Source organism: Fictibacillus barbaricus, assembly GCF_031457135.1.
In the GTDB taxonomy this organism is placed as follows: Bacteria; Bacillota; Bacilli; order Bacillales; family Fictibacillaceae; genus Fictibacillus; species Fictibacillus barbaricus_A.
Genome location: NZ_JAVDWA010000001.1, coordinates 847,923 through 870,547, shown reverse-complemented (window position 1 = coordinate 870,547; position 22,625 = coordinate 847,923). Strand labels below are relative to the sequence as shown.

Genomic DNA, 22,625 nt, shown 5'->3' with positions numbered 1-22,625 from the left:
ACTTCTTACCCTTTTGTTCCTCCAGCTGTCAGACCAGAGATAAAGAAGCGCTGCAGTGACAGGAAGAGTAGTCCGATTGGAATGGCTACTAAAACTGAACCTGCGGCAAAAAGTGTAAAATTATTACCAAATTTGTTAGAGATCATATTAAACAATCCAACGGCAAGCGTTTGTTTTTCATCTGAACTGATCAGAATAGAGGCTAAGATAAAATCTCCGAACGGTCCGATAAAAGTAAATAGTGCGATTACAGCTAGTATTGGTTTAGACAGCGGCAAAATGATCTGCCAAAAAATACGGAAGTGTCCTGCACCATCGATGCGGGCTGACTCATCCAACTCTTTCGGGATCGTATCATAATAACCTTTAGCCAGCCATGTGTTCATCGGAATACTTCCGCCTACATATACAAGAATCAATGCAAGATGAGTATCAAGAAGACCAACTTGATTAGCTAGAATATAGATGGCTAGAATCGCAACGAATTGTGGAATCATTTGCAAAATCAAGAATGTCATTAAACCGTTTTTACGGCCAATAAATCTGTATCTTGAAAAAGCATAACCAGTAAGTCCAATAAAGATAACTGACAAGACCATCGTGCAGAAACAGATTTTTAAAGTATTCCAATACCACGTTAAATACTCGGTTTCAGCAAATAATTTTTTATAGTGATCCAGTGTTGCATTTGTAGGAATAATTGTTGAACTTGATAAACTGTTACCGGGGTTGAGCGATGAGCCTACTACCCAAAGAACTGGATAAACGACAATAGCAATCGCAACCATAAGAACCAGATAGGATAAAGTTAAGCGGATATATTTTGCTCTTTTAATACTCATATTAAACCATCCCTTCATCCTTAAATGATTTCGTCTTTCTAAATTGCCATAACGCAATGATAATAATGATTACTGACATCATTACGGTTACTGCTGCAGCTTTACTATATTGAGCAGATGTCATCGTTAAATTATAGATCCATGAAATTAAAATATCTGTACCGCCTGCATTTTGATCAGGAACTGCAGGACCACCATTGTTGAACAAGTAAATAACGTTAAAGTTATTAAAGTTGAACGTATATTGCGTAATCAAGATTGGTGCAATTGCAAACAGAATCATAGGAAGTGTAATTTTTCTGAATTTATCAAACGTTGAAGCACCATCAACAGTCGCTGCTTCGTATAATTCACCTGGTATGGATTGGAGTACGCCTGTCGTCATGGCCATTATAAACGGAAACCCTAGCCAAGACTGAATCATGATCAATGCAATCTTAGTAAAGAATGGATCTGTCATCCAAGGTATGGGATCGATTCCAAACGTTCCTAAAATATCCGTATTAATTGCTCCGAACGTATCATTGAACAATCCACTGAAAATCAAGATTGAAACGAACGCTGGCACAGCCCAAGGAAGAATTAATAGTGTTCTTATAATTCCTTTAAAGCGTAGATCTTTTTGATTAATGATCACCGCAAGAAGAATACCGATTGAAACTTGCAAAGTAGTTGCTGTAAACGTCCAGATTACCGTCCATGCAAAAACGGAGACAAAAGTTTCACGCCAAATATCCAGCGAGAAGATCGAAGTAAATGTATCAAAACCTACCCAGTCTACTAATTTAGCAGGCGGTGAATGATATAAGTCATAGTTTGTAAAGGCTAAAAGGAGCATAAATAAGATTGGAAAAATAACGACGAATATTAATAATAAGAATCCTGGTCCAATCATTAAATAGGGAAAACCTTTATCTATTACATTGTGATATTGTTCTCTTAACGTATTTAACGATAAGCCCATATCACGCTTCTTTCCATTTTGGTACGCATCATAAATGTTTAGGGCATAAAATCCAATACCAAGTGCAACCACTAGTAATGAAATAACACCTTGCACAAGAAGAAAAATGGAGTGATCGCGCGGAACTTCAGTACCTAATGTAACGATTCCCCAAAGACCCATATTTAGAAAATCAGAAAACGCAATGACATAGCATGCTGCCAAAAATAAAAACGCTATTCCTTTAACCCATTGTTTATTAAAAAACTGACCAATGCCTGGAATGATAGACAGAATACCTGCCGTCTTTCGATATGTCATTTCAGGTTTCTCCTTTCTATACCTCACATAAGTTTTGGTGCTTTGTTCGAAAGATTTCAGGACCCTTACCAGCAAAATCTTTCCAACAAACACCATAAGTGAGAGAAAGCAGTACCCGGGCGACGATTGGGTACCGCTTTCCTGCCATTACTTTATTATTTGCTGTGGTTAGCTTTAATGTTATCGTTAATTGTTTTTACTGCGCCTTCTAATGCAGCTTGTGGCTTAGATTTTCCTGTTGCAGATAATTGAAGTGCGTTTGCAGCTGGAGCCCAAACTTCTGCCATCTCAGGGATGTTAGGCATTGGTACACCGCGCTCAGATTGAACAGCTACTGCTTTTGCAGCTTCGTTGTCAGCAATAATTGGATCCTTCATTAGAGATACAACTGGAGGAATTTCTGCTGTTTTTTCGAAACGAGTTTTAGCACTTTCTTCGTTCGTGATATACTCAACAAGTTTAGTAGCCCATTCTTTGTTTGCAGAGAATGCACTTACGTTATAACCTTTAACTCCGATGAATGTTTTAATATATTCACCATTTGGAAGTTTAGGCATTGGTGCTACACCGATGTCGATACCAGCATCTTTATACCCTTGGAAAGACCAAGGTCCATTCATTACAGATGCAGCCTTACCTTCAGTGAACAAGCCATCGATTGTAGAACCAGCTTTTTCACCGATGATTCCTTTAGGGAACAAACCATCTTTGTACCAGCTAGTGATGTATTCTAATCCTTTTACAGCACCTTCGTTAGCTAGTCCAACATCTTTAGGATCTAAAGTACCGTTGTCATCTTTAAATACATATCCGCCAAAACCAGAAAGGATTCCGTGAGCGAAGTAAAAATCAGTCCAGTTCGCTAAGTAACCGTATTGAGCTCCGCCTTTATCACCTTTAGAGAAAGCTAGCAAGTCATCAAGAGACTCAGGCGCTTTATCCATCATCTTTTTGTTATAGATGAATACTGGTGTTTCAGTCGATTTTGGAAGACCGTAAAGTTTTCCGTCGTATGTTAATGCATTAATAGAAGATTCAGTGTAAAGTTTTGTTGTATCGCCAGCCACTTCGATTGGCGCAATCAATCCTTCAATCGCTAATGGTCCAATACGATCGTGTGGAGTCGTAATAATATCTGGTCCTTTTTTAGCCGGTCCGTCTAGACGAAGCTTTTCTTGCTGATCAAGCATCGGAATTTCTTTAAGTTCAACTTTGATGCCGTATTTCTCTTCAAACTTTTTGATAGCATCTTGCGTTCCAACACCTTTTTCTTGGTCTTCCCAAATAACCAGCTTGTCCGGCTTGTCACCAGCAGCTTCTTTTTTCCCGCCAGTTGACTTGTTGTCATCTTGTGGTCCGCAAGCAGCTAGAGCACTTGCAGCAAGAGCAAAAGTTAAAGGCAAAGCTAATAACTTTTTCATGATTGTACCCCCCATAGAATATAAAAAATCAAAAGCATACAAACGTTTGCACAATGATTCAAAAAAATAGATTTCAAACTGAAATATGTACTTTTTTGTCGTTTATGAAAACGATTGCATTGGTTGCTCAATTTCATTATACATCGCTGTTGAATTTTTACAATAGTTTTTTATTTTTTTTTGAATTCGCTTTCATCACTCTTGATTTACACGATGGAACTGTTTATACTACAACCATTAACAATTTGAAGGCAATGTACACTTTTGTGGGGGTACAACCTAAGTTCGATTAGGTTGTGCCCTCTTTTTATTTGAAAGGAGAGTTATCCGATGTTAAAAGAAGCGATTTATCACAGACCAGGCAACAGTTTTGCCTATGCATATGACGAAGAGACATTGCATATCCGCTTACGAACAAAAAAAGGTGATGTACAAAAAGTTTCCTTATTATATGGTGACCCTTATAACTGGACTAAAGACGGCTGGCAGACTTCAACTGCTTCAATGGTGTTAAGCGGAAGCGATGAATGGTTTGATTATTATTTTATTGAAATAAAACCTCCTTACCGCCGTTTACGCTATGGCTTTGTCCTAGAAAGCCAAAGTGAAACCATTTGCTACACTGAAAAAGGCTTTTATGATGAAGCACCTTTAGATGATACCGGTTATTATTTTTGTTTCCCTTTTCTAAATGCTATTGATGTATTCCGCGCTCCATCTTGGGTAAAAGACACGGTTTGGTATCAAATTTTCCCTGAGCGTTTCGCGAATGGCGATGCAAGTATAGATCCTGCAGGCACGCTTCCATGGGGCAGCGAAGAACCTAAGCCGGCTAACTTCTTTGGAGGAGATTTCCAAGGAGTCATCGATCACATCGATTACCTAGTTAAACTTGGGATAACAGGAATTTACTTCACTCCTATTTTTAAGGCTAAATCAAATCACAAATATGACACGATTGATTATTTGGAGATTGATCCTCAGTTTGGTGATAAAGAAACATTTAAAAAACTCGTAAAAATCTGTCATGAAAACGGCATTAAAGTAATGCTGGATGCCGTATTTAACCATAGCGGCTTTTATTTTGAACCTTTTCAAGATGTCCTGGAAAATCAAGAAACTTCCCGTTATAAAAACTGGTTCCATCTGCATGAATACCCTATCGTAACAGAACCACGTCCAAATTATGATACATTCGCTTTTGAAAAATCGATGCCTAAATTGAACACGGAGAACCCTGAAGTTCGAGAATATTTACTGAAAGTCGCACGATACTGGATTGAAGAGTTTGATATTGACGGCTGGAGACTTGATGTAGCGAATGAAGTGGATCATTCATTCTGGAGAGATTTCAGAAAAACAGTTAAATCTGTGAAACCAGATGCTTATATACTTGGTGAGATCTGGCATGATTCCATTGGATGGCTTCAAGGAGATCAATTTGATGCAGTCATGAACTATCCATTTACAGATGCTGTTCTTGATTTCGTTGCAAAAGAGAAGATTGATGCAAAAACATTTACCGAAAAAATTACAGCTGTAATCAACATGTATCCCGAAAATGTGAATGAGGTGGCGTTCAATCTGCTTGGTTCACATGATACCGCACGCCCATTAACATTTTGCGATGACAATAAAGATAAGTTAAAACTGCTCTTTTTAATAATGCTAACTTTCAAAGGCACACCATGCATTTATTATGGTGATGAAATCGGTATGAGCGGTGTAAGAGATCCAGGATGCAGGGCATGTATGGAATGGGATGAGGAAAAGCAAGACCTTGTTTTGTTTGATCACGTTCAAACCTTGCTATCACTTCGAAAGGAATATCCTGTTTTAGCAAATGAAGGGGCATTAAATTTCTTATTTGCTGATGGTCAATCGGTTGCGTATGAGCGGACGTCTAACGAAGAGAGCTTGCTCATAGTATTAAATGCAGGAGCAGAATCAGCTATTCCGTTCGGAATTCCAGTAGACTATAAATTAATTTATGGTATGGATTGTTCGGAATCATTGCCGGCTTATGGATTTAGCATCTATAAAAAATAATCTTTACTCCCCTTACCAAATAAGTAAGGGGTTTTCCTTTCACAGCACCCAATTTATTGTACAATAGGAAAATAAATTCGAAATTATAGATGGAGAGGGATTTACATGAAAGGAAACAAAGCAGTCAAGCTTTCCCTTTTTGCCATTACGTGGCCCATTTTCATAGACATTATGCTTCACATGCTGATGGGCAATGCAGATACACTCATGCTCAGTCAGTACTCGGACCATTCCGTTGCTGCTGTAGGTCTTACCAATCAGCTTTTATCAATCGTTATTGTTATGTTTGGATTTGTTGCAACAGGGGCTACAGTCGTTATCGCCCAATCTCTTGGTGCCAAACTTCAGAAAACAGCTGCAGAAGTGGCTGTTGTCGCAATACTGGGAAATTTGATATTCGGTTTAATCATTAGTGGTGTATTAGTGATCTGGGGTGACGTATTTTTAAAATGGATGAATACTCCCCCGGAACTGATGGATGAAGCCACTAGTTACTTAATGATTGTAGGCGGTTTTGCTTTTATTGAATCAGTCATCATGTCAGCGGGAGCTGCTATCCGCAGCAATGGATTTACAAAAGACGCCATGTTTGTAACGATCGGAATGAACATATTAAACGTAGTTGGAAATTACCTCTTTATTTTTGGCGCATTTGGCTTTCCTGTTTTAGGTGTAGAAGGGGTAGCTATCTCCACTTCTTTCAGCCGTTTTTTAGGACTGATCGTTATCTTGTTTTTGCTGTTTAAACGTTCGCCGTTTCCATTACCTTTTAAGCAATCATTCAAATTATTCCCGACTCATATTAAGAGTGTACTTAAAATCGGACTGCCTTCTGCTGGCGAGCACCTTTCTTACAGCGGTTCGCAAATGATCGTTACGTTATTTATCACGATGCTGGGTACAACCGCTCTTACGACAAAAGTGTATACATTCAATATTATGATGTTTATTTTTCTGTTTGCAGTTGCCATTGGTCAAGGTACTCAGATCATCATCGGTCACTTAATCGGTGCAAAATCTTATGACAAAGCGTATAAAACCTGTTTGCGCAGTCAGACATATGCCATGATCATCAGTTTCTTGATGGCTGGTGTGGCATCCTTATTTGCGAGACCTCTATTGTCCATTTTTACGGATAACCCGGAAATTTTACACGAAGGAACGAAGCTTCTATATTTAACGCTGTTGCTTGAGCCTGGCCGTTCTTTTAATCTGGTCATTATTTCAAGCTTAAGAGCGGCGGGTGACGTAAAGTTCCCTATCATGATGGGAATTATCTCCATGTGGGGAGTGAGTGTACCGCTAGCATACTTACTTGGGATTGTGTTCGATCTCGGTTTAGCTGGAATCTGGATTGCCTTTGCAGCTGATGAATGGCTGCGCGGTCTCTTCATGCTCTGGAGATGGAAGAAACGCGGCTGGGAGAGGAAGTTTTTGATTAAAAGAGAAGCTACCGCTTGAAGATCGTTTCAGAGCTGACTTAAAGCTGTGCCTGCCGCCATGAGTCAGTTCTTTTTTTGCTGTTTTATAAAAGCGTGGAGATCACCCCCTTACAAGACCGACAAAGTATGCGAAAACATTTTTCTCTTTGTGAACAATAATAAAGACCCAAAACTAAGTTTTAGAAACTTTTTTGGGTCATTTCCTACCTATTAATCTATGATGTTCACATTATAATCGGTCAGCCAGCTGTCGATCTGAGCTAAGTGTGCCATGAGCTGCGGCCCCGTCATTAACTGGCCAAACCATGGCTCTTTAAACGCTTCTCCATTTGTATCAATAATCTCTTGCACTTTATTACGATTCAGCACTTCAAACAACGGAGAGCTTTTTTTGTTTACAATGTTTTGTAGCCATTCTTTTACGCCGTTTGTATATTCAGGATGAAATGTTTTTGGATAAGGACTTTTCTTACGATACAAAACATCATCGGGCAGAATCCCTGTTAATGCTTTGCGAAGAATCCCCTTTTCCCTGCCCCCGAGCATTTTCATTTCCCACGGGATGTTCCATGCATACTCTACAATTCTATGATCTGCAAAAGGTACACGCACTTCCAAGCTTGCGCCCATACTCATGCGGTCTTTACGGTCTAATAGCGTGGTCATGAACCAAAGCATATTTAAATAGAAGATTTCACGTCTTCGTGCTTCTACCTTCGTTTCTCCATCTAACACAGGTGTTTCGTTCACTGTTTCTTCATATCTCTGCTGAACGTATGATGATAGATTCAATTTTTTAGCCCATGAATCGTGTATTAGGTTTTGTCTTGCTTCAGTCGATCGCATCCAAGGAAACATTGCCCGGTTCATAAGCTCTTCTTTATGAAACCATGGGTATCCTCCAAAAATTTCATCCGCACATTCTCCTGATAACGCTACGGTAGACTGCGGTTTAATCTGCCTGCAAAACCAAAGCAATGAAGAGTCCACGTCTGCCATGCCAGGAAGATCTCTAACGGTTACAGCTTCACGAAGATGATTGATTAACAGCTCATTATCTATAACACATCGGTGGTGTACAGAACCCGTTGCGGCTACCATTTTTTCAATCCATGGTGCGTCTGAGTTCGGCTGATAATCACTCGCTTTAAAGTATTTTTCATTATCGACATAGTCAACGCTGAACGTATGAAGTTCACCTTTATTTTCTTCTTGAAAATATTTAGCTGCTATTGCGGTTATCGCACTTGAATCGACTCCGCCAGATAAAAATGTACAAACCGGAACATCCGCGACAAGCTGACGTGTTACCGCATCGTTTACAAGAAACCTCACTTTATCAATGGTATCTTCTAAAGAATCTTGATGAGGCTTGCTTTCAACGTTCCAATAGCGCCATATTTTTAAACCGTTTTTCGTATACGTTGCGGCATGTGCAGGACGCAATTCCTTTATACCTTTATAGATGCCCTTGCCAGGTGTTCTTGATGGACCTAGCCCGAACACCTCTTGTAACCCTTCGCGATCCACTTCAGCTTTAACATCAGGGTGTGAAAGAATAGCTTTCATTTCAGAACCAAAAAGCAGCATTCCCCCTCCTTCGTAATAAAAGAAAGGTTTTACCCCTAGACGATCACGTGCTAAAAACATCTTCTCTTTTTCTTCATCCCAGATAGCGAAAGCAAAGATTCCATTAAACCTTTCTATACATGCTTCTCCCCATTCGATATAAGAAACAAGCAGCACTTCTGTATCTGAATGACCTTCAAATGCATACCCTCGCTGCAGCAGTTCTTTTCTGATGTCTTCAGTGTTATACAACTCCCCGTTATAGCAAAGCGTGTAAGTCTTCCCGTTCTTTTGTCTGGTCATCGGCTGAACTCCGCCTTCAATATCAACGACCGCAAGACGTGCATGGCCAAATCCTGCATGAATCGTACTCCAAACATTTAATGCATCCGGACCTCTTTTAGATAAAGGTGTTGCCATTTTAATTAATATGTTTTTTTCTCCATTGAGATTTCGATTCCAATCTGCCCAACCGGTTATTCCGCACATTGGTTTCATCCTTTCTCTTCAAGCTGCAAGTTAATTACTTTTGCCCATTACTTAACATATGCTTTCCTTCTTGTACCAGTGTGCAACTAATATTTGTGCAAGTTCTTCTATCCTGTGTATAATGTATCTATATTTTGTGAATACAAGGGGTTTTGGGATGCCACAGTCAAAGTTTTTTCGAATTTGTTACGGATTGCTGCTCATATTTCTAGTCATTTTAGTTGGAACAAAAATTGATTTTATTTTCCGGCCCGTAGTTGTTCTAGTGCAAACATTGTTTTTCCCTTTTTTATTAGGCGGAGTTTTGTACTATCTGTTCCGTCCAATCGTACAATTTCTCCATAAAAGAAGAGTCCCTAAAGTGATTTCGATTCTTCTGATTTACATGCTTGCTATCGGATTGTTCGTATTACTGTTTTATTCCATCGGTCCGATTCTACAAAGGCAAATAAGTAATCTAGTTGAAAACACGCCTGCTTTAATCGATTCTATCCGCGGAAAAGTAAATGATCTTCAGCAGAACGAATGGGTTAATCGTTTTCAGCAAAGCGATCAATTTGATGTAAAACAAATCTCTGATAAAATATCTTCTTACTTGTCGCACAGTGTACAGACAATTGGAACAAACATTGCTAATTTCATTGGAATCATTACGAATATAATTATGATTTTTGTTACGGTACCGTTCATTTTGTACTACATGTTAAAAGAAGGCGAAAAGGCACCGCAGATGGTGCTGCAAACATTGCCTGAAAGACAGCGCAACAATGGATGGAAAATTTTAAAAGACATGGACATTGCGTTAAGTTCATACATCCAAGGCCAGATTCTTGTTAGTGTATGTGTAGGAACGATGCTCTATATCGGTTACTTAGTTATCGGTATTGAATATTCTTTAATCCTAGCGATTATTGCTATGTTTACGAACGTTATTCCTTTTTTAGGACCGATTATCGGTGTCGTACCCGCTCTTATTGTAGCTGTCGTCGACTCTCCTGCAATGGTCATTAAAGTACTGATCATCATGGTCATTGCCCAGCAGATTGAAGGAAACTTAATTTCACCGCAAGTTATGGGGAAAAAGCTTGATATTCACCCGCTTACGATCATCTCGATCTTGCTCGTTGCCGGAAGTCTTGGCGGTTTACTCGGATTGATACTTGCAGTGCCAGTTTACGCAGTTTTAAAAGTTATCGTACTGCATACGTACAGATTGATTAAACTAAGAAAAGGACAGCAGCAATAAAGAAAACACCGGGCAGCCGGTGTTTTTAGTTTTGTATTTTGTATGGCGCTTGTTTTTCTTATGGCGCGCATATTTCCCGTATGGCGCGCATAATTTCCGTATGGCGCGCATAATTTCCGTATGGCGCGCATAATTTCCGTATGGCGCGCATAATTTCCGTATGGCGCGCATATTTTTCTGATTCCGCTCGTATTTTTCTGATTCCGCTCGTATTTTTCTGATTCCGCTCGTATTTTTCTGATTCCGCTCGTATTTTTCTGATTCCGCTCGTAAAAACAGCCCTGCTGAAGTTTCCAGCGGGCTGTTTTTACTTTTCAGCTATTTTACTTGCTGCGGTTCTTTATCATAAATCGGAACCCAGCCTTCTTTTGCTTTAAAAATACGGACAGCTACAACTTTTCTGTCTTCTTGCAGTGTAAAATAGTGACGGTAATTTTCTGGTACGGAGATAAGATCACCGGGCTCCAGCTCTACATCAAAAAATCTTCCGTTCGTTCCTTCAATCGCAAAAATTCCGTGCCCCGATACGATAAAACGTACTTCATCGTCCGTATGATGATGTTCTGCCAAAAAGTTTTTCAATAGTTCATCCAGGTTAGGCGTAGCATCAGATAAGGAGATTACATCTTCCGTTACATATCCTCTACGTTTAGAGATGTCATCGATTTCACTGCGGAATGTTTGGATTACTTCTGCTTTTTCTTCGTCTGTTAAACTGTAGTTTTCACGAAGATTCTCAGGCAGTTTTTCAATGTCCCACTTTTCGTAGATAACTCCTTGGCTGTTTAAATAAGACTCTACCTCATTTTGTACTTCAATTCTTTCATTGTTATCATGAAATCTTAAATGTGCCATATTTTACCCCTCCAAATGAATTGAACTTATGTTTTTTATTAAGTAAGGCAAGTGACTGTAGCTTGATCATATATGAAAATAAGAATTCAAAAGCCTCGAGATGTTTTTTCGCTTCAAACGCATTTTTTCCCCACACCGTGATACCATGGTTTCGAATCAATACCGCTTTCGTTTCTGGCGTGATTACTTCTGCAACTGCTTGTGACAATTTCTCTAAATCTGCATGATTTTTCACGATCGGAACTGTTATGCTTCCGTCTTCTTCCCAGATTCCAAAAGCTTTGATCAGTTCTTGTTCTTTAAACGTAATTTTTCCTGCATCTCCATATAACTCAGAAATAAGATTGTTGTCGACGGTGTGTACATGAAGACAACAGCCCGCATCCGTTAATTTATAAACCTCGCAGTGAATACCAGTCTCAGCTGAAGCTTTAAGTGACGTTTGTTCCACAGCTTTACCTTCTTCATCTACAAGTAAAAAATCCTCTGCTGTTCGTTTTGTTTTGTCCTTTCCACTGGCTGAAACGTAAAACCTCAATGGATCATCAGAAACTTTAATCGATACGTTACCGCTCGTTCCAGGAAACCAGTTCCTTGCAGCAAGTTCATCCTTCACATCAGCAAGTTCATTCCATCGTTCTTCATGTATCGTCAACTTCTTACCTCCTTTTTCTCTAAAGCATGAATCACATCAAAAAATGTTTCAAAAGGTGTATATGGAATTGAATTTTCTTCACATTTTTCAATTAAGTAATCTCTTGCAAACACGACATCTGCACGCTTAGATGCTTGAAGATCTGTAATCGAATCCCCGATTACAATTTTTTGCGAATGAGGATACTTTTGCTCCAGCCTTCTAATCACCGATGGTTTGCAGCAGCCGCAATCATTCGTGCATTTGTCATCACACGCATTCGGCCAGGTAATTTCAATAAATTCTTTTGAAAAATCACTTCCGTTACAAATGATCTGTTCTGCCTCTATTTTGTTTTCCAATACGGGATGAACAAAGAAATCAATCCCGCCGCTCACAATATAAAGCGGTATGTTTTCTTTTTTTGTAAAATCAATAAATTCCTGAAAGCCATCCCTAATTTTTGAACGGGTTAAAACAAACTGGATAATTTCATCACGCTTATCAGATGAAATTCTGGAAAACAACTTCCCTACCCCTTCTCTTATCGAGATCGACTCATTCAAGATATCTTTTACAATCGGCTGCCAACCATCTGGTGCAAACTCCTCCATAATGGCGACAATATTATCTTTTTCTGTGACTGTTCCATCAAAATCACAAAAGATCACTGGATGACTCGTCATGTAACAGGCACTCCTCCCCAAAGCTCTAAAGCTTTTTGAAGTTCAGGATGTTGTTCACCATACTTTTCGAAGTCTTGCCCTTTTACAACTGCATCAATAGCTTGACGAAAAGCCCGTGCCCCGCCTGCTGCTCCATCTGGGTGACCGTGTATTCCGCCACCCGCATTAATCACACTATCGATGCCAAAGTCTTTATACAAAACTGGTGCCAGCCCTGGATGAATACCTGCAGACGGTACTGGAAATGCCTTTTTTAGTGCGATGCCGTCCGTTGTCAAAGCCTCGCTTATACTGATTGCTTCGCTGCGCTCTAGCGCTACACTTCCATAAGGACTTGGGAATAAGACGAGATCAGCACCCGCATATCTCAAAAGTTTTCCTAAAAGGACGGAGTAACCAATTCCGTAAAGAGAAGAGGAACCGATTGCGCCTGATAAAGCTGGATGTGCCATAATCGGGAGCTGAATCTCTTTATCCTCTGCCAGTTCTTGAAGAACATCTGGTCCATACGATAAGACATTGAAAAGCAGTGCATTTGCTCCTAGCTCTGCAGCCCGTTTTGCTTTATCTTTCAGTTCACCCGTGCGTCCCGTTAAGTTCACTGCATACAGTGTCTTTTCACCTGTTCGTTCTTGTACTTTCTGAAGTACTTTTTTTGCCGTTTTAACTCGGTCTTCAAATGGGGTGAGTGGATTATCAAATAAAATCTCGTCATCTTTTACAAGATCAACACCACCTAAAGCTTGTTCGTAAAGTTGCTGTTCAAAAAAAGATAAGTCTTTTCCTAAAACACCTTTAAAAATACTCATGACGAGCGGCCGATCATGGACACCTAATATTTTTCGAATACCCTCAATACCATATTTCGGCCCAGGAAAACGTGATTCCAGCTGTTTATCAAACTCTAAATCTACGAGTTTTATTTCACCGTCCAGTGAAAGCTTTCCGAAGACTGTCGTTAAGATGGCCGGAATATCTGGTGAAAAATTGGCTGCAGGATATGAAATTTTAATTATGCCTTTCGTGCGTTCGCTTCCTAAAAATTGATTCGTTTTATGATCGTCATCCAATACCTCGACACTTTCTACAATGCCTTTATGCTTTTCCAGCTGTTGTTTTTCTAATTGCGGAAGATCTGTCCACGAGCCTACGGTTAAACCAAGTGCGATCCCCTCCGCCTTCTTTTCCAAATTTCCATTTTTGTCATGTACTAAATATGTCGCTGTTACTTTACTCATCGTTGTTAAACCCCTTTCAAACACAAAACTTGCTATGAACTTTTCATCCTTTGACCAATTAAAAGCAAGAAAGTCTAGGAATCATTTATTTGCTCCTACATGACGACGAGATTCGCCGCTAATCAATGAACTTCCAATCGTTTATCATTCAGAAGCAAGAAGGTCGAGGAAGCAAAGGTTCGAGAATCGGACGCGTATTCAACATACGTAAGTATCGCAGAAACGAAGCTGACGACGAGATTCGATGCTTATCAATAATCAAACACAATAAAAAGCCCCTTCCAAAAAGGAAGGGGCGCCAATTATCTCAGTTCCGCTTCCTCTCATCTCTCAGTCCATTAATAGACTGCAAGAATTAGCACCGTTTTCAGCTAAATAAAATAACTGAATGGTTGCCGGGTTTCATCGGGCTAGTCCCTCCACCTGCTCTTAATAAGAGTGCAAATTGTTTGAATATAATGTTAAATGTGATTATGACAGGGTAGAAACGTTCTGTCAACAAAAAAAATTATAATAGCTTTGCAATACGGTCTGCCGCTTCTAGTAATCTCTCTTCAGAAGTAAGTAGACCTGCACGAACGTATTTGTCACCTTCTTTTCCAAAACCAATTCCCGGGGCTACAACAACATGGGCTTTATCTAACAGATGATCGGCGAATGATTCTGACGTGAACCCTTCTGGAACTGGAAGCCAGCAAAAAAAGGATCCTTTTGGCGCATCAACATCCCATCCGTGTTCTTTTAACCTGCCGATAAATGCATTTCGTCTGTTTTCGTAGGTATGAACAAGATCATCCACACAGTCTTGCGGTCCGTTAAGAGCTTCTGCTGCAGCATGCTGTACGGCACCAAACAAACTGACATAAAAATGATCCTGCAATAAGTTAATGGACTCAATGACTTGTTCATTTCCGACTGCAAAACCAACACGCCACCCTGCCATGTTGTACGTCTTAGATAATGTATAAATTTCAATTCCTACTTCCTTCGCACCATCAACTTGAAGGAAACTTACCGGTTTTTGACCATCAAACCCAATCGCACCATAGGCAAAATCGTGGCAGACTAAAATATCATGCTTTTTAGCGATTTCCACGGTTTCTTCAAAAAAGGCTTCCGTCGCAACTCCTGCAGTCGGGTTGTTTGGATAGTTTAAAAACATGAGTTTTGCTTCATCGAGTACACCATCGTCTAAACGAGTATAATCAGGTAGAAATTCATTTTCTTTTTTGAGTGGCATCGTTTCCATTCTTGCCCCGGCCATTGCGATGCCTGACCAGTAATCCGGATAGCCTGGATCTGGAACAAGTGCAATGTCACCGCCGTTTAAATAGCATTGTGAAAGCTCAACAAGACCGACTTTCCCCCCAAAAAGAACAGCCACCTCTTTTTCAGGGTCGAGGTCAACTCCATATTCCCGCTTATAAAAATCAGCAGCTGCCTGTTTTAAAAAGGGATAACCGCGAAAAGGAGAGTACTTGTGATACCCTGAATGGTCAGCACCTTCTTTTAGTGCTTCAACAATATGACTTGGCGTAGGAAGATCTGGATTTCCTTGTCCAAGATTGATAACATCATAGCCTTGATCCACATAGCTTGTCACCTTTTTTACTAGCTTCGCGAAGAATTGTTCTGGCAGCTTGCCTAAAACATCTGCCTGCTCAAATCGTTTCAATCGATCACTTCCAGTCTAAATTGAATATTCTTGAAATTCTAATGAGTTATGTTATACGCTTAAGGAAATTCTGTAAAGACTTTTTTTACCTTTTCTCATCTGACAGGTGTTTATCGCATTTTAATTAGGGGGTTACAAAAATGAAAGTTGCATGTATACAAGTGGATGTTCAATTCGGCAAACCGGAGTTGAACTATGAACATATTGAAAAAAAGATTCGTGAAGCTGTACTTCATCACAAACCAGATACCATTATACTTCCAGAACTGTGGGATACAGGCTATGACCTGACACGATTAGATGTGATAAGTGATGTTAACGGTGAAAAGGCAAAGAGGATCTTAAGCACACTTGCTAATGAGTTATCCGTTAACATTATCGGCGGTTCTGTTGCAATGCGAACAGGCGGTTCGGTATATAATACAATGCTCAGCTTTAACCGGAATGGCGAACATATTGGGACGTATTCTAAAGCTCACCTTATTACACTGATGGATGAAGAAAAATTTATTTCACCAGGAAATAAAACAGGCATGTTTACCATTGATGCCACTCCTTCTGCAGGGGTGATCTGCTACGATATCCGCTTTCCTGAATGGATTCGAAAACCTTTTCTTGAAGGAGCTAAATTACTTTTCGTTCCTGCTCAATGGCCGATTCAAAGGGAAATACATTGGCGTGCTTTACTCATTGCCCGTGCGATTGAAAACCAAAGTTACGTGATAGCGTGCAACCGCATTGGAAGTGATCCGAATAATACGTTTGCCGGACAGTCGCTGATCATTGATCCATGGGGTGAAATCGTTGCAGAAGCTTCTAAAACAGAGGAAGAAATTCTAGTTGCAGAACTTTCACCATCACTCGTCGACGAAGTGCGCGCCAAAGTACCAGCACTGAACGACCGCCGAAAGGATTTATATTAAAAAATAATCCTCTACCAAAAATAGGGTTGACAACCTCTTTTTATCGATGTAGTATAACGATTATGAATTGCGCGAATATTAATTCGCTTTGAATTATTAATTGAATAACAGGTCTCTTATCAAGAGCAGGTGGAGGGAATGGCCCGATGAAACCCAGCAACCGACCGTAATTCCATTGTGAAATGGGGCGCCCGCAATTTAGGGGAGCCGCTGAATGAACGTATTCAGCGTATGGCACGGTGCTAATTCCAGCAGAACATTTTGTTTTGCTAAGATAAGAGGCACGGGACTATACCTTTCCGAGCCTCTTTTCTTATATAGAAAAGGGGCTTTTTATATTTCATTAACCTAATAAGGGGGAAACAGCAATGAGTATCCAATTGGAGCGTACATACGAACCGCTAACTGAATTAAACGTGATAGAAGTCATCCGTGAGTTAAACTATTTTCTTCTCGAACAAGAAAATGAATTAGTTGTAAATGAAATTGGGGACGGAAATTTAAATCTTGTTTTTCATATTGAACATCCTGCCACAAAAAGAGCATTGATTGTAAAACAGGCACTTCCTTATGCGAAGGTTGTAGGCGAAAGCTGGCCGCTTACACTCGACAGAGCAAGAATCGAAAGTGAAGCCTTACTCACAGAAGCGGAATCTGTCCCTCACCTTGTCCCCAAGGTATTCAAAACGGATAGAACACTCGCTGTAACTGTTATGGAAGATTTGTCAGACCACACCATATTAAGAAAAGCACTCATTGAAGGCAGCACTTATCCAAAGCTAGCTGAAGATATTGGCACATTTTCTGCCAGTACAGCCTTTTATTCCAGTGATTTTCACCTCCATCCTTTTGAGAAAAAAGAGCAGGTCGCTAAATTTACGAATCCAGAGCTATGCAAGATCACAGAAGATCTCGTATTTACAGATCCTTTCTTTGATCATGATACGAACGATTTTCCTGAAGAACTAATAGACTCTGTAGAAAAGCTTTGGAATGATGAGGAGCTTTTGAGGAACGCAGCACAATTGAAGTATTCCTTTTTAACCCGCGCTGAAGTTCTGCTTCATGGCGATCTTCATACCGGAAGTATTTTTATCACTGAGAATTCAACAAAGGTGATCGATCCGGAATTCGCATTTTACGGACCTGCTGGATTTGACCTTGGTCATTTTTTTGCTAATTTAGCACTGAATCATCTTTCTCAGAACGCCCATGCAAAAGAGCCGTTTAACCGTGAGTCTCTGCAAAATTATTTACTCGAAACGATCTCAAATACATGGGATACCTTTGAAAATACGTTTTCTGATTTATGGCACGAAAAAGCTGCTGGTCCCTTTTCAAAAACGAACGGCGTGTTAAAGGATTTTCTTCAGCAAACATTTCAGGACAGCATTGGTTTTGCAGGCTGTGAAATCATTAGACGAACAATCGGCCTTGCACATGTTGCTGACTTAGATTCGATTGAAAATAAAGAAGTCCAATTGTATTACAAAAAGAAAGCACTGGAGCTTGGAAGCAAGCTGATTAAGAAACGATCATCTTTTACAACCATTACACAACTAACAGATACGATCAGAGGTGCATAAGAAATGACAGTTACAGATAAATGGGTTGCTTCGGTTCGTTATCGGAGCAATCACCTGCTTTTATTAGATCAGCAGCAGCTACCGCACAACACCGTTTACTTAAACGTAACCACGATCGAGCATGTGTGGGACGCTATTTCCAAACTTAAAGTCCGCGGGGCTCCTGCAATCGGAATTGCAGCTGCATACGGACTTACTCTCTGGAGTAACGCTGAAAAAGAAACAGATTTGAATACTTTTTTAGAAAAATTGAAGAAACAGCGCGATTATCTTGCCTCTTCCCGTCCAACAGCCGTTAATCTTTTCTGGGCAATTGATCGTGTTACTGCTGCCGCTCAATCGGCATCATCTGTTGCAGAAGCAAAATTACGAATTGAGCAAGAAGCACAAAACATTCAAGCAGAAGATGAGGAAATTTGCCGAAAAATCGGAGAATACGCCTTATCACTCCTTCAGGACGGTGATTCTGTAATGACGATCTGTAATGCGGGAGCGATTGCAACAAGTAAATACGGAACAGCACTTGCTCCCTTTCATCTTGCAAAGGAAAAAGGCTGGAATCTCAGCGTTTATGCGAACGAAACAAGACCTGTCTTGCAAGGATCCCGGCTAACTGCATGGGAACTACAATCTAATGATATAGACGTGACGCTGATTACGGACAATATGGCCGCTCATACGCTGAAAACGAAGAACATTAAAGCAGTGATCGTAGGCTGTGACCGAGTGGCGGCTAATGGAGATACCGCCAATAAAATCGGTACGTTTGGTCTTGCATTGCAAGCTAAAGCACTTAATATCCCTTTTTACGTAGCTTGCCCACTCTCCACATTAGACCTGAATACAAAAAGCGGTGACGATATTCCGATCGAGGAACGTCCTGAAGAAGAAGTCACCCATATAAACGGTGTTCGTATTGCACCAAAAGGAATTAAAGTGTTTAATCCAGCCTTTGACGTCACTCCCGCTGATTACATCTCAGCAATCATTACAGAAAAAGGCGTTGTCGAAGGAAACTATATCGAGTCCCTATCACAATTAAAGGAGGAGGAAACGAATTGAAATCATGGAAAGTGGCGTCTGCTGGTATCCTAACCGCATCAATACTCCTTACAGGCTGCACGAGTGAACAAGATGCTGTCGCACAAAAAACAGAAACGAAAACGGTACATGCTGAGAAATCTACAGATAAAACAAAAATAACATCATCGAAAAAAATTCCTTCTCAGCTCCAGAAACCACTAAAAATTGCGTCTATCAATCAGTTTTCAATTGGGACCTTCTCTTCCCAATATGTGAGCGGTGTCAAGAAACAAGTGGAAGAATTCGGTGGTTCTGTCCAAGTCTATAACGCGGATAACGATTTATCAAAAATGGCCGCCTATGTAGAGACTGCCATCAACCAGCAAGTCGATGGAATCTTAATTGACCATGGCCGTGCCGATGCGATTGCTCCTAGTGTAAAAAAAGCAGTTGCACAAGGAATTCCTGTCGTTGCATTCGATAGTGATATTAACATTCCAGGTGTAACTGTCATTGACCAGGATGACTATAGTCTTGCTTGGAACTCCTTAAGAACGATGGCACAGGACTTAAACGGCAAAGGCAAAATCGTGTATGTGTGGGTTGGCGGTTTTACACCGATGGAACGGCGAAACGTGATGTATGAAGCGTTTAAGAAGCGTTATCCAAATATAAAAGAGGTCGCCCGTTTTGGGAATGCGAGCCAAAATACAGCATTAGACACCCAGTCTCAGATGGAAGCTCTTTTACAAAAATATCCGAACAAAGGTGATATCGATGCTGTTTTCGCTCCATGGGATGAGTTTGCGAAAGGTGCAACAAGAGCGATTCAGCAGGCTGGCCGAGACGAGATTAAAGTATATGGAATCGACCTTAGTGATGAAGACCTGCAGTTGATGCAGGCTGACGAAAGTCCATGGAAAGCTACAGCAGCTACTGATCCTGCTGATGTTGGAAAAATGCAGGTTCGATTCCTCTATCAAAAAGCAGCTGGAGAAGAAACACCGCAAGTATATAGCGTACAGCCTCATTTAGTAGAAAAAGAGGTTCTTCCCTCTTCAAAAATTTCAATGAGCGAAATGGGTAAATACGTTGAGGGCTGGGGTAAATCTGATGCAGCTGAATCACCGTGGATGAAAACATTAAAAGAGGCTAGTAAATGATGAGTGAACTTTATTTAAAAAAAATCACAAAATCATTTGGTGATCAGAACGTGTTAAAAGGAGTGGATTTTACAGTCAAAAGTGGTGAGGTCCATGCCCTCCTTGGAGCAAATGGCGCCGGTAAAAGTACGCTCATGAAAATTCTTTCCGGCGACTATAAAAAAGATGAAGGAACACTTTTCCTGGATGGCATCGAGCAAAATTTCCAAACGCCGATTGATGCTAAAGAAGCGGGAATTGAAATGGTCGTGCAAGAAGTGGATACAGCTCTCGTCTCTTCTTTAAGCATCGCTGAGAACGTTATGATGAACGCCATCATTAATGGTCCTTCCTTTTTTTCTTGGAGGCAGCGTAATAAAAAAGCTTCTGATCTTTTGAAACGTGTTGGTCTGAACTTGGATCCCTCTCTTTTAGTCTCTCAATGTACGTTAGCAGAAAAACAATTAATTTTGATCGCTAAAGCTCTTTCTCGCGACTTATCTTTTATTATTCTTGATGAGCCTACTGCTCCATTAAGTTTGAGAGAAGCAGAGCGATTGTTCGATGTCCTTCGTGGATTACAGCGTGAAGGAGTAGGAATTATATACATTTCCCACCGGCTTCCAGAAGTGTTGGAGCTCTCTACAAAGGTAACCGTATTGAAAGATGGATATGTCTCTCTTCATAAAGAAACGAATCTTTGCGATAAAGAAGAAATTATATCTGCAATGCTTGGAAATGTTCTTGAAGAAATTTCGAACAAAGATGAAGACCGCGAACATGGTGACATTATTTTCGAAGTGAAGAACTTCAGAGTTTCTTCTACTGGAGAATCGGTCTCCCTTTCCGTCAGACAAGGGGAAGTCGTTGGAGTAGCTGGTCTTGTTGGTGCTGGTAAAACTGAGACGGCTAGAGCGCTATTTGGCGCTGACCGTTCGTTAGACCCCGTCTATGTGCATAAAAAAAAATGGAGATTGACGAGTACCGCTAAAGCAATTTCTGCAGGTATTTCGTTCATTCCAGAAGAGAGAAGAAAAGAAGGAGTTTTAGTAGATTTCAATGTAATCGAGAACTTAACACTCCCTGTGTTAAATAAGTTTACGAGATTCGGTCTCATCCAGAAAAAGAAAGAAATAATAGAAGCGGAGAAATGGATTAAAACACTTGGAATTAAAACTCAATCCCCCTCTTCCCGGCTGAATCATTTAAGCGGCGGAAATCAGCAGAAAGCTTCTATCGGCAAGTGGCTGTTAAATGATGGTGAGGTTTTTATTTTCGATGAGCCGACAAAAGGTATCGACGTAGGTGCCAAGCAAGATGTGTTTCAATGTATCCAAAACCTTGCTTTAAAAGGCAAAGGCATTCTTTATTTCACGAGTGAAATTAGTGAACTCCTAGCCTTTTGTGATCGGATTCTCGTTATGTATGATGGAAAAATTGCAGGTGAACTAAGCAAAGAAGAAGCAACGACAGATAAAATTATGTATTACGCGACAGGAGGTCACTATGGCTCAGTACGTTCATGAAGAACAGGTAAAAAATACGAAACTGCCCTTTACTGAAAAACTATTTCCTTTTTTATACCGTTACGGAACACTGCTGGTTATATTGTTAACGGTTATAATATTCAGCCTTATCAACGATAAATTTTTGAGTTATCACAACTTCACAGACATATTGCGCTCGATCTCCATCATTACCTTGCTGGCAATCGGAGTGACGATTTCACTGATCGTTGGCGGCTTTGATCTGTCGGTAGGTTCGACAGCCAGTCTTGCTACGGTTACGAGTGCTGCTGCATTAGTTCTTTACCGGCAAGAAACGATTGTAGCGATTTTAATTCCGATCATCATCGGTTTGCTCGTGGGTTTATTAAATTCATTTTTCGTTATTAAAGTGCGTTTGCCAGACCTTCTTGCCACACTTGCAGTGATGTACATTATTAACGGGCTGCACCTGACATTTACTAAAGGATTTTCCATTTATAACAACATGCCTTTAGCAGAAGGAGGAACAGCTCCGGGGGTATTTCTTCCCTCTTTTCTGTTTATCGGACAGGGTGAGATTTTTTCAGTCCCATTCCCTGTTATTATCATGCTTGCTGCTGTAGTCATTGTTCATTTCATTTTACAGCAGACGCGTTTTGGGAGACTGCTATATATCACTGGCGGGAACGAAGAAGCTGCACGCCTTTCTGGCGTTCGTGTTAAACGCTATAAAATGTACGCTTATCTTCTTTCCTCGTTTTTTGCGACACTTGCAGGTATCCTGCTCGCCGCCAGAATCGGGACAGGTCAAGTCTCTGCAGGTGCACCTCTTTTAATGGACGGTGTTGCTGCTTCCTTTATCGGTTTTTCTGTATTTGGCGCAGGCAAGCCCAATGTCATTGGAACATTCGTCGGTGCAGTATTGATCGGTATTTTATTAAATGGTCTTACGATGCTGAATGTTCCTTATTACGCTCAAGATATTGTGAAAGGTACTATTTTAATCGGGGCTCTTGCATTTATGTATTATGAAAAGAAACACGCTTAGTGCTAA

18 protein-coding genes and 2 riboswitches are annotated in these 22,625 nt (G+C 40.3%); of the genes, 9 read left to right on the top strand and 9 right to left on the bottom strand.

Going from position 1 to position 22,625, the window contains the following annotated elements; genetic code table 11:
- Positions 1-5: 5 nt before the first annotated feature.
- The 3 genes from J2X07_RS04630 to J2X07_RS04620 all read right to left on the bottom strand — a co-directional run bounded on the left by J2X07_RS04630 (position 6) and on the right by J2X07_RS04620 (position 3,527).
- Positions 6-842, bottom strand: a complete 837-nt coding sequence (locus J2X07_RS04630) for a sugar ABC transporter permease (protein ID WP_310257015.1) — start codon at positions 840-842, stop codon at positions 6-8.
- Position 843: 1 nt separating this feature from the next.
- A complete protein-coding gene (locus J2X07_RS04625; RefSeq protein WP_310257013.1) occupies positions 844-2,106 on the bottom strand; it encodes a carbohydrate ABC transporter permease in 1,263 nt (420 codons plus the stop codon).
- Between the two features lie 155 nt (positions 2,107-2,261).
- Positions 2,262-3,527 carry an extracellular solute-binding protein gene (locus J2X07_RS04620; protein WP_310257010.1) on the bottom strand — a complete coding sequence of 422 codons (1,266 nt, stop codon included), beginning with the start codon at positions 3,525-3,527 and terminating at the stop codon, positions 2,262-2,264.
- A 330-nt stretch (positions 3,528-3,857) separates the two neighbouring features.
- Between J2X07_RS04620 and J2X07_RS04615 the strand changes: the two genes are divergently transcribed.
- Both J2X07_RS04615 and J2X07_RS04610 read left to right on the top strand, forming a co-directional pair.
- Positions 3,858-5,576, top strand: a complete 1,719-nt coding sequence (locus tag J2X07_RS04615; protein ID WP_310257007.1) for a glycoside hydrolase family 13 protein — start codon at positions 3,858-3,860, stop codon at positions 5,574-5,576.
- Between the two features lie 105 nt (positions 5,577-5,681).
- Positions 5,682-7,037, top strand: a complete 1,356-nt coding sequence (locus J2X07_RS04610; protein ID WP_310257005.1) for an MATE family efflux transporter — start codon at positions 5,682-5,684, stop codon at positions 7,035-7,037.
- A gap of 191 nt (positions 7,038-7,228) precedes the next feature.
- Here J2X07_RS04610 and asnB read toward each other — a convergent pair whose 3' ends face one another.
- Entirely contained in the window at positions 7,229-9,076 is a 1,848-nt protein-coding gene (asnB, locus tag J2X07_RS04605; protein WP_310257003.1) for an asparagine synthase (glutamine-hydrolyzing), read from the bottom strand.
- 157 nt (positions 9,077-9,233) lie between these two features.
- Between asnB and J2X07_RS04600 the strand changes: the two genes are divergently transcribed.
- Positions 9,234-10,322: an AI-2E family transporter gene (locus J2X07_RS04600; protein ID WP_310257001.1), complete on the top strand. Its 1,089-nt coding sequence runs from the start codon at positions 9,234-9,236 to the stop codon at positions 10,320-10,322.
- A 318-nt stretch (positions 10,323-10,640) separates the two neighbouring features.
- On the opposite strand, the gene J2X07_RS04595 is transcribed toward J2X07_RS04600, so the two are convergent.
- From J2X07_RS04595 to J2X07_RS04575, 5 genes are all read right to left on the bottom strand, one after another.
- Positions 10,641-11,177, bottom strand: a complete 537-nt coding sequence (locus tag J2X07_RS04595; protein WP_310256998.1) for a 1,2-dihydroxy-3-keto-5-methylthiopentene dioxygenase — start codon at positions 11,175-11,177, stop codon at positions 10,641-10,643.
- Entirely contained in the window at positions 11,155-11,832 is a 678-nt protein-coding gene (locus J2X07_RS04590) for a methylthioribulose 1-phosphate dehydratase (protein WP_310256996.1), read from the bottom strand. Before J2X07_RS04590 ends, J2X07_RS04595 begins: the two co-directional genes overlap by 23 nt.
- On the bottom strand, positions 11,829-12,497 hold the full coding sequence (locus tag J2X07_RS04585; RefSeq protein WP_310256994.1) for a 2-hydroxy-3-keto-5-methylthiopentenyl-1-phosphate phosphatase: 669 nt from the start codon (positions 12,495-12,497) through the stop codon (positions 11,829-11,831). The genes J2X07_RS04590 and J2X07_RS04585 overlap by 4 nt, the downstream gene beginning before the upstream one ends.
- Positions 12,494-13,735: a 2,3-diketo-5-methylthiopentyl-1-phosphate enolase gene (locus J2X07_RS04580; protein WP_310256992.1), complete on the bottom strand. Its 1,242-nt coding sequence runs from the start codon at positions 13,733-13,735 to the stop codon at positions 12,494-12,496. The genes J2X07_RS04585 and J2X07_RS04580 overlap by 4 nt, the downstream gene beginning before the upstream one ends.
- Before the next feature lie 320 nt (positions 13,736-14,055).
- Positions 14,056-14,174, bottom strand: a riboswitch (SAM riboswitch).
- Positions 14,175-14,243: 69 nt separating this feature from the next.
- On the bottom strand, positions 14,244-15,410 hold the full coding sequence (locus J2X07_RS04575; protein ID WP_310256990.1) for a pyridoxal phosphate-dependent aminotransferase: 1,167 nt from the start codon (positions 15,408-15,410) through the stop codon (positions 14,244-14,246).
- Positions 15,411-15,550: 140 nt separating this feature from the next.
- Between J2X07_RS04575 and J2X07_RS04570 the strand changes: the two genes are divergently transcribed.
- The 6 genes from J2X07_RS04570 to J2X07_RS04545 all read left to right on the top strand — a co-directional run bounded on the left by J2X07_RS04570 (position 15,551) and on the right by J2X07_RS04545 (position 22,619).
- Positions 15,551-16,333, top strand: coding sequence for a carbon-nitrogen family hydrolase (locus tag J2X07_RS04570; RefSeq protein WP_310256988.1), 783 nt, complete (start codon positions 15,551-15,553; stop codon positions 16,331-16,333).
- Between the two features lie 113 nt (positions 16,334-16,446).
- Positions 16,447-16,614, top strand: a riboswitch (SAM riboswitch).
- A gap of 87 nt (positions 16,615-16,701) precedes the next feature.
- Positions 16,702-17,919 carry an S-methyl-5-thioribose kinase gene (gene mtnK / locus J2X07_RS04565; protein ID WP_310256986.1) on the top strand — a complete coding sequence of 406 codons (1,218 nt, stop codon included), beginning with the start codon at positions 16,702-16,704 and terminating at the stop codon, positions 17,917-17,919.
- A gap of 3 nt (positions 17,920-17,922) precedes the next feature.
- On the top strand, positions 17,923-18,981 hold the full coding sequence (gene mtnA / locus J2X07_RS04560; protein WP_310256983.1) for an S-methyl-5-thioribose-1-phosphate isomerase: 1,059 nt from the start codon (positions 17,923-17,925) through the stop codon (positions 18,979-18,981).
- Positions 18,978-20,105 carry a sugar ABC transporter substrate-binding protein gene (locus J2X07_RS04555; RefSeq protein ID WP_310256981.1) on the top strand — a complete coding sequence of 376 codons (1,128 nt, stop codon included), beginning with the start codon at positions 18,978-18,980 and terminating at the stop codon, positions 20,103-20,105. Before mtnA ends, J2X07_RS04555 begins: the two co-directional genes overlap by 4 nt.
- Positions 20,102-21,610: a sugar ABC transporter ATP-binding protein gene (locus J2X07_RS04550; RefSeq protein ID WP_310256979.1), complete on the top strand. Its 1,509-nt coding sequence runs from the start codon at positions 20,102-20,104 to the stop codon at positions 21,608-21,610. The genes J2X07_RS04555 and J2X07_RS04550 overlap by 4 nt, the downstream gene beginning before the upstream one ends.
- Positions 21,591-22,619, top strand: coding sequence for an ABC transporter permease (locus J2X07_RS04545; RefSeq protein ID WP_310256976.1), 1,029 nt, complete (start codon positions 21,591-21,593; stop codon positions 22,617-22,619). The genes J2X07_RS04550 and J2X07_RS04545 overlap by 20 nt, the downstream gene beginning before the upstream one ends.
- Positions 22,620-22,625: the final 6 nt, after the last annotated feature.